We start from the raw sequence: 14,428 nt of genomic DNA on the forward strand, positions 1-14,428 counted from the left end.
CCCAGCCAATTCGTGTGAACAAGTGCCAAGTGAACGACAAATCGCTGCAAAATTGATAGTATCCGCCGCTTTTATTTAAGCAACACCTGATGAATGCCTCGCCGTTTATCAGGAGTTCTATAAGCCAATTAGTATTGGAAGATTCTCATCTATGGTTAAAAACGTCAGAGAGCATTTTGGCTCTAGACTAGGCTTTATTCTCGCGGCAGCAGGTTCAGCGGTTGGTATTGGTAATCTGGTTGGATTTCCAGTCAACGCCACTAAAAATGGCGGCGCAGCATTCTTATTTATCTACGCGTTGTTCGTGTTTTTTGTCTGCGTGCCAGTGATGATGGCTGAATTCGCCGCCGGCCGCGCCAGCCAGCGCGGCCCCTTAGGCAGTTATCAACACTTCGCCAAAAACAACAAGCTGTGGCACTTAGCCGGAATCTCGGCGGTAGTGACACCGTTCATGATTGCCGTGTTCTACACCGTGTTAACCATTTGGATCTTTGGTTACCTACTTGCCATTATCAGCGGCGATTTAAACCAGATGTCGAACGGCGAGTTCTTTGGCGATTTCATCAATTCCAAGGTCTTGTTCTTATATTTAGTCGTCGTTTCTATTTTTATTGCTTACACGTTGTTTGTGGGCGTGCAAAAAGGCATTGAACGCGGCGCAAAAATTATGATGCCGGCCTTGTTCATCATGCTCATTGCCTTGGTGATCTTTATTCTTACCCGCGACAACGCCATGGCCGGAGTTCGGTATTACCTGATTCCAGACTTTTCCAAAATTACCGCCAGTGTGATTAACGGTGCAATGTCACAAGCGTTTTTCTCGCTGTCGTTGGGCATGGGTATTCTAATTACCTACGGCTCCTATATGGGCTACCACGAGAGCATTCCCGGATCAGCTCGATTGGTCGCACTTGCCGATACCACCGTTGCCTTCACCGCAGGCTTATTAGTATTACCCGCCATTTTCTCATTCAATCCCGACACCAATACCGAAGAATTATCCAGCTCCTCGGTCTCTCTTATCTTCACCTTCTTGCCGAAAATCTTCCTCGCCATGCAAGACACCATCGGTTACACCGGAGCGAGTACCGTAGCAGCCGTCTTCTTTTTATTGGTGTTTTTCGCCGCACTTACGTCATTAATTTCAATCATCGAAGTTCCGGTGTCTGCGGCCATTGATCAGTTGTGTATCAGCCGTACCAAAGCGCTGATCATGGTGGGTAGCGCCATTTTGGTGTGCAGCTTGGCGTGTTTTGTCTCGTTTGGAATGGTCGACTTTTTCACTAATTTCACCAATTATGCGGGGCAAAGCAAATCGCTGTTTGACGTGGTGATAGACGTCTTCTACGACACCATTTTGCCGTTGAATGGCTTCTTGATTTGTATTTTTGTGGTCTACAAATGGCGCAAAGAAAACTTCGATAAAGAACTGGAAGACGGTGAACCCACTTACAAAGGGTCACTGGTTGAGAAGTACATTAATGTTTCACTCGGAACCTTTATTCCAGTGATTTTAATCTTGGTATTTATCAATACGGTATTGGCGAAGTTCTTCGGCATATCACTGATTTAAACCGATTTCGATACAAAGCATTTTAGGAAGACAGAGTATTCCATGGCCTCTAGGGAACAATTTTCGTCCAAAACCGGTTTTGTCATGGCCGCGGCAGGTTCCGCTATTGGCCTCGGTAATATCTGGGGATTCCCCACCCAAACCGCCAGTAATGGCGGTGCCGCATTTGTGGTTGTCTATTTTATTTTGGCCTACTGCCTAGCGTATCCCGCACTGATGGCAGAGCTTGTTATTGGCCGCCACTCCAAAAGTAATATCGTCAGCGCTCTTAAAGGTATTTCCGGCGATGTCGGCCAACCCTGGTTTGGCGTTGCCGTGGGCGTTTACGGCATTATTGTCGCGAGTTTAATTTTAAGCTTTTACGCCATTGTTGCCGGTTGGATGCTGTCGTATCTGGGCGAATCGACACTTAATATCGTCGGTATTACCGAGTACAACAGCTGGTTAACGGGTTTCTCCTTCGACCGTAACTTGGTGTTCTTAACCATTTTTATGGCGCTGACCATGTTCGTGATTTCACGCGGTGTCACCGCTGGTATCGAGCGCTGGTCGACCCGTTTAATGCCGCTGTTGTTCGTGCTGCTAATCGCCTTAATTATCTACGTACTCACCCAAGATGGCGCCAAAGAAGGCTTAAAAGTTTACCTACTGCCGGATTTTAGCCAGATCAATCCTAAGCTTGTGCTCGATGCCATGGGCCAAGCCTTTTTCTCCATGTCGCTCGGTGTGGGCACCATGCTGATTTACGGCTCTTACCTCAGCGAAAAAGAAAACCTACCCAAGCTTGGCGCAATTGTTACCTTTACCGACTCCAGCATCGCATTTATCGCGGGCTTACTCATTATTCCGGCGATCTACGTTGCCAAAGAATACGGCACCACCATCTTCACCGATTCCGGCAGTTTAATTGCCGGGCCTGATCTTATCTTCCAGGTATTGCCAACCCTGTTTGAATCGATGGGTTCGGTAGGCGTGTTTGTGGCGTTCGCGTTCTTCTTGTTGATGTCGATCGCGGCATTAACCTCCAGTATTTCCATGCTGGAAGTGCCGGTGTCGCTTACCACCGAAGAAACCGGAGCCAGCCGCCCGAAAGCAACACTGTTGATTGGCTCGGCCATCTTTGTGATTTCCATCGTGATCTTATTAAATTTCGATGCGCTGTTTGGCTTGGTAATTAACTTTACCACCGTCTACAGCCAGCCCATCTTAGGCATTATGTTGTGTTTATTTGTCGGCTGGATCTGGCATCGTAACCACGTGTTAAACGCCATTAAAAGCGGGATGAACGACGCAGAAAACACCATGTTTTGGAAAGTGTGGCCCTACTACGTGCGCTTTATCTGCCCGGTATTAATTTTGGCAAACTTTGTACAAAGCTTGCGCGGCTAGCCGTTGCTCATATGAGGTTAGCGCTTTTCTTATCTTACGAAGGCGCTAACCCATTCCACACCACGACCTCTACTGCATCTAACCCAATACCCAGCCAGCAAACATACTTTTGTATGGATTTATCCGAATTCAACCCAACCAGTCAACGAAAGCCGCAAATAATAGCGTTCGCGCTATTTCATCCGCGCCCACAACTGCCTATAATCCGCCGCCATGGCAAGTAAATCTAAGAAGAAAAAACCGGGCAGTAACACCATTGCCCAAAACCGACGTGCACGTTTCGATTTTCACATAGAAGAAAAGATGGAAGCGGGCTTGGCCCTGCAAGGCTGGGAAGTAAAAAGCTTGCGCGAAGGCAAAGGCCAACTCACCGACAGCTACGTAATCTTCAAAAATGGCGAAGCTTGGCTGCTGGGCTCACAAATTCAGCCACTGATTTCGGCCTCTACCCACTTTGTGACCGATCCCACCCGCACCCGTAAACTGCTGTTGCATCGCAAAGAAATCAGCCGGCTGCAAGATGCCACCGAGCAAAAAGGCCATACCATTGTTGCACTTTCGCTATACTGGAAGCAGCACATGGTGAAATGCGAAATCGCCATTGCTAAGGGTAAGAAAATGCACGACAAGCGCGATACTGAAAAGCAGCGCGACTGGAATCGACAAAAATCCCGCGTGATGCGCGCGCGCTAAACCGCCCAACGGCCGTTAACGTGTCATTGGACAAACCATAAAACGCAATGACACGTTACACACTCGAATCCACCATGACCTTCAACCCCGGAATAGATAACAAACCTGAAACGCTGTTAAAAGCCGAATCCGACAACAACAGCGCAACACATTCCGAGGCAAACACCTCTTCCCAATTACTCACCGTCAAAGACCACAAACGCTCTATCACCATTGCCTTAATTGTCGGTAGCCTTCTCGCCGCCATTAACTACGGCGATAAAATAATTGGCAACACAATGGTCAATACCGATTGGATAAAATTAGGCATGACCTACGTTGTACCCTATTGCGTATCGATTTATTCAGTATGGTCGGCAAAGAAGAAACATTAAATACAGCTGTTTTATTTTAATTGCTTAGCAATAATCTGATCATAAGGCATTAAATCCTTATGATTAGCTTCTAACTTTTTATACTCTTCCTCAAGCCATGCTTGAAAGTTTTCCAAGCACAGCAAGTGATCTTCATAGTCACTTACATCACGAATGGTTTCACTATTTAAAAACCCTCGTTATATTTAATGGCATCATTTAACGCAGAAACCATTAAGGCCAAATGAGGTTTGGATAGTTCTAACAATTCACGCTCCTTTTAAAAGATAGAAACTTTTGAATCACGCCCAATTACGCATTGACGCAGATGATATTGCCGTTAATCATAGTCTCTAAGAATAAAAACTACTTGACCTATAATGGTTTGTGACAAATGACAAAGAATAAAAAACTAAATGCCGCCCATTCAATATCATTAGGCATTGTATTATCAAACGTTTTAATGTGGCCGTTTAACACTGCCCATGCCGAAGACAACAAACAAAACAATGCCGCTGGTACTGCATTGCAAGAATGCAGGGTAATTAAAACCGATGCCGAACGCCTACAGTGTTACGACTTAGTCGCCAAGCAATTTGCTCCCCCCACTTACAAAGGCAAACTCGGCTCAGTAACCGAGCCGTTTACGTTAAAAATGCCCCATAAAATACGCTACCGCAGTTATGGCTTTATTTTTGTGTTGTACGTGCTCGATAGCGATAACAATATTGTGCAAAACCTTCACCTTGGCGGACGCGGCGAAGACGAATACATTATTGAAGTGCCGGGGACTTATTCATTGAGAATAGACGGCAGTGCTGGCTGGGAAATTTGGTTAGAGCCTTTGGAAGATAGTTAAATGTGACCGAAGTTATTCGGTGATTTAATTTAACTTAAATAATTCTAAGAGAAACAGTTACCACTACAGCAACTTTTTCGTTGCATTAGTAAATTTATTCTAAGGTTTCACAAACTCGTCAGTCAGAAATTTATAGCTATTTTCCACCCCAAGAATAAATAAAAATCTTACACGCCAATTTCATTGAAGATAGTTAACATGTACAACTCCACCTTCCTTATTTTTCGCTAAAAACCACATCCATTGTTCTAAGCTCGAATTAAATTTTTTCTACAGTCATACATCAGAAACGAGTCAAATCTGATATTTTTCCGGTATAGATTTCTCTTCTTTGATAGAGGTCTATTTGTTTTGAAAAAGTGAACCAGAACTAATTTAAGAAACTTAGAAACTCTGATTACTAACAATCAATTAAAGCGTTTCACCGTTATTTTCTTTTAATTTTTAATAAACGAATTTGATTCCAAATTTTCAATTGCGAATACCCACACATCTTTCTTACGCCAATACCTAAAGCACCAGTTATCCAACGTTTAGTTGGGTTGATGACTTAGTATTCCAACAAACTAACAAAAACACCCTTACGGTTGAATTTTGTGCACTTTTAAACATCTAACCCTTGGCAGGACGCGGTTTCTCAGTTAGTATCGCGCTCCTGCTCGGTGGAGCAATACAAAGTTTGGAATCTCCAAACCCTAGTTACCCGAATTCGGGGGCGATTAGGATTCGACGACGATGACAAAACTTTGAGTGCATGTGGTGATGACAGCCAATCACCTAAATCCAAAGCTGTACATTTATAGTTGCAAATGATGACAACTACGGTGCTCAACTAGCTGCTTAATTGCAGCCTAGCTGATGTACCTTCTAGCCGCCACGGCCGCTAGCGGTTGCTAACAAGATGCCTGTATCGCGTTAGGAACTGTCATTCAGAACAGGATCGCAGCAAAGTACGCTTGGGACGGCGCTGTTAAACTCTTACCAAGATCGCACTGCTCGCCCTGCCCGTTGGGCCGAATGGTGTTAAATTAATAAACGGACCTAAACATGTAGAGCTTAAAGCGGCGCATTGGCGGACGCGGGTTCAAATCCCGCCGCCTCCACCAATAAAATGACCCTGCCATCGCAAGATGGTGGGGTTTTTTATTGGCTGAAAGCCAGTGTTTTTAATTCTCAAATGCCTTACTTCCTAATGTCGGGGTTCAGCAAAGTGCAGGAAAGCACTTTGCCGCAACCGAAGGTTGCCCGTAGGGCGAGGGCCACGGATGGCCCGAGTGAATTCCCGCCCAGACACTTGAGTTTATTTACCCTCGGCATTATTAGCCAGTGAATTATTATCACTAACCGTTGAGCAGGAGAGCATTTAAAAGCAGGCGATATTCTCGATATCAAACAATCGAAGAATAATGATTACCAATTAATGGTCATAAACAGCGCAGCGATAGAAACAATTGAATATTGGTTGGCGCAACATCCCAATAAATACAATTCAAAAGCACCTTTATTTTTATCGCAAAAGCGAAAGAAGGCATAATAAGGTGTATCAGCAGTAAACCGATTGGTAAAAAGTTGGTGTAAAAAGCAAAAGCGCCTTGCAACATCGGCTCGTACACCTTACGTAAAACATCGGATACCATCAAAGAATAACAAATAACGCGTCCGTCGCCATCCTCATGCGCGCGTTTGGTCATGCCAGCGAAGCACAAATATTGGATTAACTATGTATTTTGCCAGTGGAGATTCAAGACCTATATGCCTAATTAGAGTTATAAATTTTTCTATGTCGCCCAAAAAACCACAAAATGAAAAAGAAAATAAAGGTGCCAAGATTCGCGAATAATCAATTAAAAGTAATGATTTTAAGAACAGATAGGAATTAAAAATTTTTAAACTAAATTAACTTATTTATAGCGTATTGAATTAAGTAAGTTCTTTTTACATACTAGTAAACATATTCAATATTAATAACTCATGTTGGCAACATAAATATCGAGGCATCATTGCATGCAGCGAAGGTTTATGCAGTTAATAATAAAAACAGACCCCATAACTCGATTTTGGCTAGAGGTCAAAGGTTTGTAGAGACAGAGCTGCCAAATCGATCAAATAATTATAGATAACTAGGAATTATAAACAATATGGGAAGTTATCGAGGGAGCTCAATCATAAAATGGGCCTACACTCTAGCAGGCCCAGTGTTAGCTCTAATTGCTTTCATCATTACTTTCTATTTTGACCCACTTAATTTCGGCAGCCAACAGCCTTTGTCTGCGATTCCAGCTTTCCTCCTATCGATAATTATATTAATAATTAACCAAAATATAAGCACAAACCATGAAATGCAAAGAGCATCTATTTACTCTGATCGTATTTATGAGGCAATAAAAGACTACATGCATGTAACACCAGCAGGATCTCCAGAGAATGCAATGCAATATATTATTGGACGAATCCCTATTTTAAGAGAAGTTAAAAACACATCATTTAATATCGAAGGAGAGATTGAGAGAGCTGATGAAAAATTTTACAAAACCAGCCAATATTACGAAGCAAAACAACAAATAGCCAACTATTCGACAAGAGGAATGATTTGGAAAGATTTGGGGGATAGATATGCTCTAGATAGATTTAGATCAATTCATAAGATATCGAATAAACTTTCCAAATCAAGAGAGAGTAAATACAAATTCAAATTGTTAATTCACAATGAACCGCAGATAAATTTTATTATTCTAGAATACAAAGATGGTAACAGAGAAGTGTTATTTAATTGGGACTTTAGAGGTATAGGACAAGATCCGACTGTGTTACTTTCAAGAGATCGTCAAATAATAGAGATGTTTTCAATTCAATATGAACATCTTTGGAGAAAGGCCTCTTTAGATCATGACAACACAGAAACTAAATCCACCTCAGTAAAGTATGACTGACAGTTTTCGTGATTATTTAGGTATTCATCCTCCCAAAGTCTCAATTTATGAGCTGCTATCTCGTTTGTGTAGTTACAAGTCCATGAAATGGTATTTTTATAGTACTCTAAAAACTCTTTTGCGTAGGGTGAAGTTCTCTTAAATAACTCAAAGTCTAGTTGCACATTGTTGAAATTGGTTTTTTGTAACAGTTTAAACATTCTGTCTAAGTCATAATGATGAAATTGGTTGCTTTTTCCAACTGCTGAATAGAGAGAGATATCTATATCGATTCTATCATCGTGTGGCATAGGGCCGAAACGCATGGCAGCACCGTCATACTGTCTCACCACAACTTTACCTCCGGGACGGACTTTTATTTTAAGTTTGTTGATGAAAGACAATGGATCAGATAAATATGGAAAAATATTAAAAGCTAGTAATATATCTGCTTCAGGTAAGTCATTAATATCTTTAACAATATCTAAATTTTTGAAGTCATATTTGTGGGACCAACCTTTAGCCTCGCATTTCGCAGCGGATATTGTTGATTGATCTGAATCGACACCGATGAGTTTGCAATTTTTTGGTGCTATTTCGTCGAACAACCCAAGCCACAAACCAGGTCCGCATCCCAAGTCGAGAATGATTTTAGTATCTCTTTCAACAACTTCTTTGGCAAAATTTCTACGCTCTCTTAGTTTGGCCAAATGATGAGTCTTTAGCCAAGCTATTGAACTTAAAGGTCGCCCACTCTGGTTATGCCATGAAGACATTGATAATTCCTAGTTATCTATAAAATCTCCTCCCTAATATTGGCTTTCACTACGTTTCTATATACTTCGTCGTGGTTTACATGGGTATAAATTTGGGTTGTGCTAATGCTCTGGTGACCAAGTAGCTTTTGTACGTAAACGATATCAACGCCAGCACTTAATAACTCAGTAGCCGTAGAATGGCGGTACATGTGTGGAGTTGCGATTTTATTTATCTTCGCTTTTTTGCTGATATTCTTTAACCAAATTCTTACTGTTTGAGTGGTAGCAGGTCTGCCGATACTATTAACCAATAGAGTATCGTGCTCGGGATTAGTTACTGTTCTATAGTGAATGTAGGATTTAATTAAGTTATAGATACTGTTGTCAGTAATAAATACTCTTCTTTCACGCTGGCCTTTGCCACGAATATGTATATATCTTTCATTAAGATAAATATCACTTAATGATATACCAGTAAGTTCGGCGACCCGAATTCCTGTAGTAAATAGTAACTCTATCGATATCAATGTAGTTAAATCGTTGATGTTACTCTTACTTATTTTTTTGAATTCTCGAGTCTCATAGGATGTTTTTCTCAAAAGACCTAAATTCTTGGATGCCACTCGAAGTATTTTATTCAACTCATTTGTACTTAAATTACGAGGAAGCTTTGCAGGAATTCGGATTTTTAAATCCAATTTATGGAATGGCGAAGTTTCTATAACTTCTTCGTTTTCAAGCCATTTAAAAAAGGTCTTTAAACATGCCAATCTTCGTTTCATCGTTAAGGGAGTCATGTCTTTTGCAAATGATGCGTCGACGTATTTTTTTATTGAATTTCGGTCAATTCTTTTAATGAGCTTTCTAGGGCCTAGTATTTCTTGAAATGTCGCTAGGTCTCGATGGTAAGCCCTGATGGAGTGGTGGGAGAGCTTTTTTACGTAGGTTGAATAGTCTAAAAATTCAGCACAAGCTTTTTGAAGATTCATATATCACCGTTATGCAACTTTAACCTTTATAAATCGCATAACAGTACTATATATATAGACATTCATGTCCTAAAAATGGCGTGATTTTCTGTATTTTATTCTCCAAAACACGTATTTTCTCCCTTTTACTCTTAATGCAGGGTAATCTAGAATGAGGTTTAGATCCAAAAATAGGATACTATCTATTTTTAGGTAAACAGGCTTTGATGCGTTGCGGTTGAGTAACTATACAGACGATAAATCTGTTCATTCATAAGGTTTAATAGTCAAAGGTTAAATAAGCGGACTTTATCAGTCGTATATCATCACTAGTTAATTTGTTCCGGAATTTCAGTACTGATTTTATTAGCCAGAACCAGGAAAACGCATTAACCGCAACGGTTATAAATTTTACGATACCCACTAATATCTTTGATAATTTTACAGCTGCTTTTAGTCGAAGATTAGAAGTTTCGATAAACTGAGTCATTTTTTTTGTATTTTTCGACGAAAGTTTGTTATCAATGAATACTTTCATGTCAAAATCAGTGTCTCGAACAATGACTAATTGTTGCTTAAAATCAAAGACCGGATTTCGAAAAAACATGGACAGACCATCAGACAGTAATTTAAAGGTTTTACGTACAAAACCAACGCTTTCATTAACCAAATTTTTTGCAATACGAACAATAACTTTCACTTTTTTGGCAATAAAATTAGCACCTTTTTTTACAAGGCCAAAAAACCATCGTGATGCTCTCTTTAACCCATCAACTATTCTTCCAGTGAAGGTCATTTCTTTCCAGGCTTTTCCTGAGAGTTTACTGTTTACTTCTAATTCTTCAATGACTGTATTGACATCAAGTTGATTTGATGTTCCAGATGTATCACTGGCAAGATATGGAAATCCTCGGAGGTACATGGCTAGTATGTTCTTACTATGCTTAACTCTTCTTACACCAACATCCCGCCAAAACTCTCTCAGAGCCTTGTAATCGTTGTGGTAACGATAGCTTCGTTTGTTTTTATTAACTTTTTTGAAACGTTCTAATTTTAAAGGCATTCCGTCAGGATAGATGCCTTCGACACCATACAACCAGAGTTCAATTTTCAATAGACTACCGACGCATTGTTGAATTAAGGACTGATCAGTTTTGTTTTCTCTAAGTCGTCGACTGTTTTGATTGGTGAGTTCTGTCAATGCATCAATATCGAACAGCCATTTAACGAGGTCTATACAGCTAATATTATTGGGTTTAACTCCTAATATGATCAAGAATCGTTGCCATTGCTGCAATACGTTGTTGAATGCTTCATCACTGCTTTGCACAGTTAGGTTAAAACCCAATGTTTTTAAACGAAGGCAAATCGCTCGTTTCATAAATGAGGTATAGGGAAAGACATTCCACTTGGTAAGATTAGAGTCGTGTTCAAATGAAAACAACTCTTGTAATGCTTGCCAAGTTTGCAGACCAACCCATCCATCAATGGCTAGTCCAGCCTCTGCTTGTAAGGTCGTAATGGCGTCTTGTAAATCTCCAGAATCTTTTCCCGTGGGGTGTTTTTTAGACAAATACCCCAATTGATAAAGTCTATCTCGAAGAATAACAATAATTTCGTCATTGAGTTCGATTTTATCAAAATTGGCTTTTTCTTCGGGAATACCAACAAACCCAGAAACTTTTAATTCTTTTGCCAGATCCAATTCTTTTTCAATTAATGTCAATACTCTTAGGTCGTCTTGCGATTGTTTAATAAGTTCAATAGACATGTCATACCTAATTTAGCCGATAACAGAATATTTTCTTTCGATGGTTTTATTAAACAATCTTTGATTTGAAAAAACTTAGAATTTCTGATCGTAGCGCCACCCCCGATTTTACGGCAGCATCATGAGCCATTTGAGCTTGCTCAGTAACGCCGGTTTCTGCAATAAATATCTCGGCGTCCCCATCCACTTTAAATGATGACGCTAACAGTATAGTTAATTCTACGTTGGCTTCGTCAAAAGCGCCTTTGGAAAGTTCAGGCCATTGAATTTTACCTTTATCATCGCGGCTGACTGCTGAGATCTTACCTGTATAGGTTTGAACATCTAGACTCGAAAAATCCCCACTAACTTTCACTAATTCATCGACTGCTTTACTTAATGCAGACATAAAAGCTCCTTTTTAATGATTATTAAATATAAAAACTGTAGCGACAATTTCGTTTGAATATACTCATACACCTTCAGCGCATGTACAACATTGAGTTTCCAGCAACATAAAAGCTGACGATTTATCTATATATCGACGAAACTGCCCAAATACCTTACCACGTTAAGAGACTATTCCCGAACGTATTAATAAAGAAATGCATATTTAATTTTTACTCGTGTTATTTCAGTCGCTTCGAGTAAATTATTTTATTTATTCGGTTAAACCTTACTTCCCGCACATGAGTCTACAAAGTAGAGTTATTCATTAATAGTTGATTATTGTTTTTGTTAATTCAGACGCAATTATTATCTTAAAAAATACACCTATGTACAAAAAATTGAAATCACACTCATCTACGGGTACTTATTCCAACCGACAATTAAAGAATTTGATATGTTATCACACAGATGAACATTTAAATTAATAGGAATCGTAATATGCAGTTTATTTGTTTAAAAATAAGTATAATATTGATTGGGCTCTTCTTTATTTTCTCCTCCAAGTCACAAGCCCAAGGTTTTGGGGGAGTAACTATTTCCTTTTCACCCTCTACCATCGAACGGGGTCAATCAACTCGTTTAACTTGGTCGTCTACAACGTTTTTTGCTCAATGTAATATCGGTGGAATAGGAATAGACCCAATTTCTAACATTCAAAGCAGAGGCTCAGTCACGCTTTCTCCAACCTCAAATGTAGAAGCATTTATTATTTGTAATAATGATTTTAATACGTTTGCTTCTGCGTCTTTAACAGTAACTGAACCTACGAACAGTGTTTCTGTAACCTCATCGTTCAGCCCATCAACGGTTAATGTCGGTCAATCTTCAACATTTCGCTGGAGTTCTACTGGCGCTACCAATTGTTCCAGCACTGGCGCTTTATCGATATCGGGTGTGTCGGGCACACGCACAATAACACCAAGCAGTGACGATAATGTATCGGTAACGGTAACATGTTCAGGCAACGGTAATAGCGGCACGAGTACATCAACGTTAACCGTCGTTCCTGCGCTTCCCACTATACGGTTTTTCCCTCTTCAAACAGGGCCAGGTGTGATCGCCGTTTCGTTTATTACCACCAACGCAACCTCGTGTACCAGTGAAGGCTCTGACGTCGGAACCTCTGGCACGCTCACGGCATTTGGTTTTGCCGGTGCGGTAATTCCGTTTTCATTAACCTGTACTGGTCCTGGCGGTTCAACCACAGATACCATATTTATTTTTGTTTCTGGCGGCGGCACATTCGATATCAACATTAATTCTTCGAGTCAGATTAATAGCGCGACGTCTTTACAAGCAACCACAGAAGTTAATGTGATGGATATTGTAGAAAGTTCTAATTACCAATCATTGTTAATGGATATTAATAACGATGGTGTTAAAGATTTAATGGGTGTCGACTTACTCACACAACGATTGTACATTTTGGTGAACAGCTCGAATGGTCAACAGGCGCTCAGTAAAGTTGTTGAAGGAATTTCAGACATCAACCAATTAAACAGCGTATCAGTCAGTATCGACGGAGATATTGTTGTAACCACCACCACGCAGCATTAATTATTTTTCAATTTAAATAACTGTTAAGCACCATAATTTAATTATGGTGCTTTTTTTAAAACTTAAACTTTTCAATGGCGACAAATAACTCACTCTTCCACAGTTGCATTCAATAATTTCGACGCCTCTATATTTCCTACTGATTGACCGCTGCTACAACATCACACTTTAGAAAAGGCTAATTTAAGCTCAAATTTACAAGCCAGCAAAAACGATTGCCAACAAGATAATTTCACTTTATACAGTGCTAAAATTTTTATACGTGTTGATATGAGCAAGCGTTTTTATGTTTCTTTATTTTATTGATTTGTTTGGAACGGCTGTATTTGCGGTCTCTGGCGTCATACTCGCCAGTAAATTAAGGATGGACCCGTTTGGAGTCATTGTTCTAGGCAGTGTTACCGCTGTGGGTGGTGGCACAATCCGGGATATTATTCTCGATGCAAGACCCATTTTTTGGATCAACGACACCACGTATTTGTGGGTTATATTGTGCACCTGCGTCTTGGCGATGCTGCTTGTTCGTCATCCCAAACGCATTCCTTGGTGGGTTTTACCGGTTTGTGATGCCATTGGACTATCGGTATTTGTTGGGATTGGTGTCGATAAAGCCTTGGCTTATCAAGATTCTGCATTCATCGCGATTATGATGGGTGTAATGACCGGTTGCGGCGGAGGCGTTCTTCGCGATGTTCTCGCCCGAGAAATTCCCTTGGTTTTACGCCATGAAATCTACGCAACGGCTTGTATTGTCGGCGGAATTTTTCACACTACAGCACTCAGCCTTGGTTATAACGATCAAATTGCCTTTATCTCAGGTGCCGCCTCTACGCTGATTATTCGCTTGTGCGCCATCCGTTGGCACCTGTCGTTGCCTGTGTTTGCAATGAATAAATAGTAATTATTATTTGAAAAAATGGTATTTTGTGAGTTCAGATGAATTGATTGCATTAATAATCTGAACTCGCAAAAAAGAATCTATTGTTAATTCTCTCGTTAACCCAACGATTACCAAATTGAAATCTTTGTCTATTTTTCTGAAAGAATTCTAGTCAATTTTTATTTTCCGATACCCTTCTTTCTCGTTTCTCTTTCATTTTTCTCCTTTATTTCTCTTTCTACCAATAAAACCACCCGCCACAATTCGTGCGCTCATTTATATCAATCGC

The 14,428-nt window shown here is 40.3% G+C and carries 14 protein-coding genes and 1 other RNA gene; 10 read left to right on the forward strand and 5 right to left on the reverse strand.

Annotation, left to right across the window (positions count from 1 at the left end):
- The first annotated feature begins 151 nt into the window (after positions 1 to 151).
- The 7 genes from LU361_RS04160 (at position 152) to LU361_RS04190 (ending at position 6,197) form a co-directional block, all read left to right on the forward strand.
- Positions 152 to 1,573 carry a sodium-dependent transporter gene (locus LU361_RS04160; protein WP_233087105.1) on the forward strand — a complete coding sequence of 474 codons (1,422 nt, stop codon included), beginning with the start codon at positions 152 to 154 and terminating at the stop codon, positions 1,571 to 1,573.
- A 42-nt stretch (positions 1,574 to 1,615) separates the two neighbouring features.
- Complete coding sequence (locus tag LU361_RS04165) at positions 1,616 to 2,962, forward strand: sodium-dependent transporter (protein WP_233087107.1); 1,347 nt, start codon at positions 1,616 to 1,618, stop codon at positions 2,960 to 2,962.
- 213 nt (positions 2,963 to 3,175) lie between these two features.
- Complete coding sequence (gene smpB / locus LU361_RS04170; RefSeq protein ID WP_233087114.1) at positions 3,176 to 3,655, forward strand: SsrA-binding protein SmpB; 480 nt, start codon at positions 3,176 to 3,178, stop codon at positions 3,653 to 3,655.
- A gap of 47 nt (positions 3,656 to 3,702) precedes the next feature.
- On the forward strand, positions 3,703 to 4,029 hold the full coding sequence (gene nrtS / locus LU361_RS04175; RefSeq protein WP_233087123.1) for a nitrate/nitrite transporter NrtS: 327 nt from the start codon (positions 3,703 to 3,705) through the stop codon (positions 4,027 to 4,029).
- Between the two features lie 373 nt (positions 4,030 to 4,402).
- Positions 4,403 to 4,867 (forward strand): hypothetical protein, encoded by a 465-nt coding sequence (locus tag LU361_RS04180; RefSeq protein WP_233087125.1) that lies wholly within the window; start codon positions 4,403 to 4,405, stop codon positions 4,865 to 4,867.
- Between the two features lie 711 nt (positions 4,868 to 5,578).
- Positions 5,579 to 5,973, forward strand: a transfer-messenger RNA (tmRNA) gene (gene ssrA, locus LU361_RS04185).
- On the forward strand, positions 5,937 to 6,197 hold the full coding sequence (locus tag LU361_RS04190; RefSeq protein ID WP_233087127.1) for a hypothetical protein: 261 nt from the start codon (positions 5,937 to 5,939) through the stop codon (positions 6,195 to 6,197). Before ssrA ends, LU361_RS04190 begins: the two co-directional genes overlap by 37 nt.
- 94 nt (positions 6,198 to 6,291) lie before the next feature.
- On the opposite strand, the gene LU361_RS04195 is transcribed toward LU361_RS04190, so the two are convergent.
- Positions 6,292 to 6,558, reverse strand: coding sequence for a hypothetical protein (locus tag LU361_RS04195; RefSeq protein ID WP_233087129.1), 267 nt, complete (start codon positions 6,556 to 6,558; stop codon positions 6,292 to 6,294).
- A 447-nt stretch (positions 6,559 to 7,005) separates the two neighbouring features.
- On the opposite strand from LU361_RS04195, the gene LU361_RS04200 reads away from it, so the two are divergent.
- Positions 7,006 to 7,797, forward strand: a complete 792-nt coding sequence (locus LU361_RS04200; protein WP_233087131.1) for a hypothetical protein — start codon at positions 7,006 to 7,008, stop codon at positions 7,795 to 7,797.
- Here LU361_RS04200 and LU361_RS04205 read toward each other — a convergent pair.
- The 4 genes from LU361_RS04205 to LU361_RS04220 all read right to left on the reverse strand — a co-directional run bounded on the left by LU361_RS04205 (position 7,752) and on the right by LU361_RS04220 (position 11,661).
- Positions 7,752 to 8,552 carry a class I SAM-dependent methyltransferase gene (locus LU361_RS04205; protein ID WP_233087141.1) on the reverse strand — a complete coding sequence of 267 codons (801 nt, stop codon included), beginning with the start codon at positions 8,550 to 8,552 and terminating at the stop codon, positions 7,752 to 7,754. The genes LU361_RS04200 and LU361_RS04205 overlap by 46 nt on opposite strands.
- A 17-nt stretch (positions 8,553 to 8,569) precedes the next feature.
- Entirely contained in the window at positions 8,570 to 9,523 is a 954-nt protein-coding gene (locus LU361_RS04210; protein ID WP_233087149.1) for a tyrosine-type recombinase/integrase, read from the reverse strand.
- 259 nt (positions 9,524 to 9,782) lie between these two features.
- On the reverse strand, positions 9,783 to 11,273 hold the full coding sequence (locus LU361_RS04215; RefSeq protein WP_233087151.1) for a peptidoglycan-binding domain-containing protein: 1,491 nt from the start codon (positions 11,271 to 11,273) through the stop codon (positions 9,783 to 9,785).
- 49 nt (positions 11,274 to 11,322) lie between these two features.
- The gene (locus LU361_RS04220; protein WP_233087153.1) at positions 11,323 to 11,661 is read right to left on the reverse strand and encodes a hypothetical protein; all 339 of its coding nucleotides are present in this window, start codon (positions 11,659 to 11,661) and stop codon (positions 11,323 to 11,325) included.
- 479 nt (positions 11,662 to 12,140) lie between these two features.
- Here LU361_RS04220 and LU361_RS04225 point away from each other — a divergent pair, with 479 nt between their 5' ends.
- Together LU361_RS04225 and LU361_RS04230 are read left to right on the forward strand one after the other, a co-directional pair.
- A complete protein-coding gene (locus tag LU361_RS04225; RefSeq protein ID WP_233087155.1) occupies positions 12,141 to 13,259 on the forward strand; it encodes a hypothetical protein in 1,119 nt (372 codons plus the stop codon).
- 286 nt (positions 13,260 to 13,545) lie between these two features.
- Positions 13,546 to 14,157, forward strand: a complete 612-nt coding sequence (locus LU361_RS04230) for a TRIC cation channel family protein (RefSeq protein ID WP_233087166.1) — start codon at positions 13,546 to 13,548, stop codon at positions 14,155 to 14,157.
- Positions 14,158 to 14,428: the final 271 nt, after the last annotated feature.

The organism is Sessilibacter corallicola (genome assembly GCF_021290925.1).
GTDB classification, from domain to species: domain Bacteria; phylum Pseudomonadota; class Gammaproteobacteria; order Pseudomonadales; family Cellvibrionaceae; genus Sessilibacter; species Sessilibacter corallicola.

Excerpts from the sequence above, each read along its gene's own strand:
- smpB (WP_233087114.1), top strand. The coding sequence starts at position 3,176 with ATGGCAAGTAAATCTAAGAAGAAAAAACCGGGCAGTAACACCATTGCC.
- LU361_RS04230 (WP_233087166.1), top strand. The coding sequence starts at position 13,546 with ATGTTTCTTTATTTTATTGATTTGTTTGGAACGGCTGTATTTGCGGTC.
- LU361_RS04220 (WP_233087153.1), bottom strand. The coding sequence starts at position 11,661 with ATGTCTGCATTAAGTAAAGCAGTCGATGAATTAGTGAAAGTTAGTGGG.
- nrtS (WP_233087123.1), top strand. The coding sequence starts at position 3,703 with ATGACACGTTACACACTCGAATCCACCATGACCTTCAACCCCGGAATA.
- LU361_RS04210 (WP_233087149.1), bottom strand. The coding sequence starts at position 9,523 with ATGAATCTTCAAAAAGCTTGTGCTGAATTTTTAGACTATTCAACCTAC.
- LU361_RS04195 (WP_233087129.1), bottom strand. The coding sequence starts at position 6,558 with ATGACCAAACGCGCGCATGAGGATGGCGACGGACGCGTTATTTGTTAT.
- LU361_RS04215 (WP_233087151.1), bottom strand. The coding sequence starts at position 11,273 with ATGTCTATTGAACTTATTAAACAATCGCAAGACGACCTAAGAGTATTG.
- LU361_RS04205 (WP_233087141.1), bottom strand. The coding sequence starts at position 8,552 with ATGTCTTCATGGCATAACCAGAGTGGGCGACCTTTAAGTTCAATAGCT.
- LU361_RS04180 (WP_233087125.1), top strand. The coding sequence starts at position 4,403 with ATGACAAAGAATAAAAAACTAAATGCCGCCCATTCAATATCATTAGGC.
- LU361_RS04200 (WP_233087131.1), top strand. The coding sequence starts at position 7,006 with ATGGGAAGTTATCGAGGGAGCTCAATCATAAAATGGGCCTACACTCTA.
- LU361_RS04160 (WP_233087105.1), top strand. The coding sequence starts at position 152 with ATGGTTAAAAACGTCAGAGAGCATTTTGGCTCTAGACTAGGCTTTATT.
- LU361_RS04225 (WP_233087155.1), top strand. The coding sequence starts at position 12,141 with ATGCAGTTTATTTGTTTAAAAATAAGTATAATATTGATTGGGCTCTTC.
- LU361_RS04165 (WP_233087107.1), top strand. The coding sequence starts at position 1,616 with ATGGCCTCTAGGGAACAATTTTCGTCCAAAACCGGTTTTGTCATGGCC.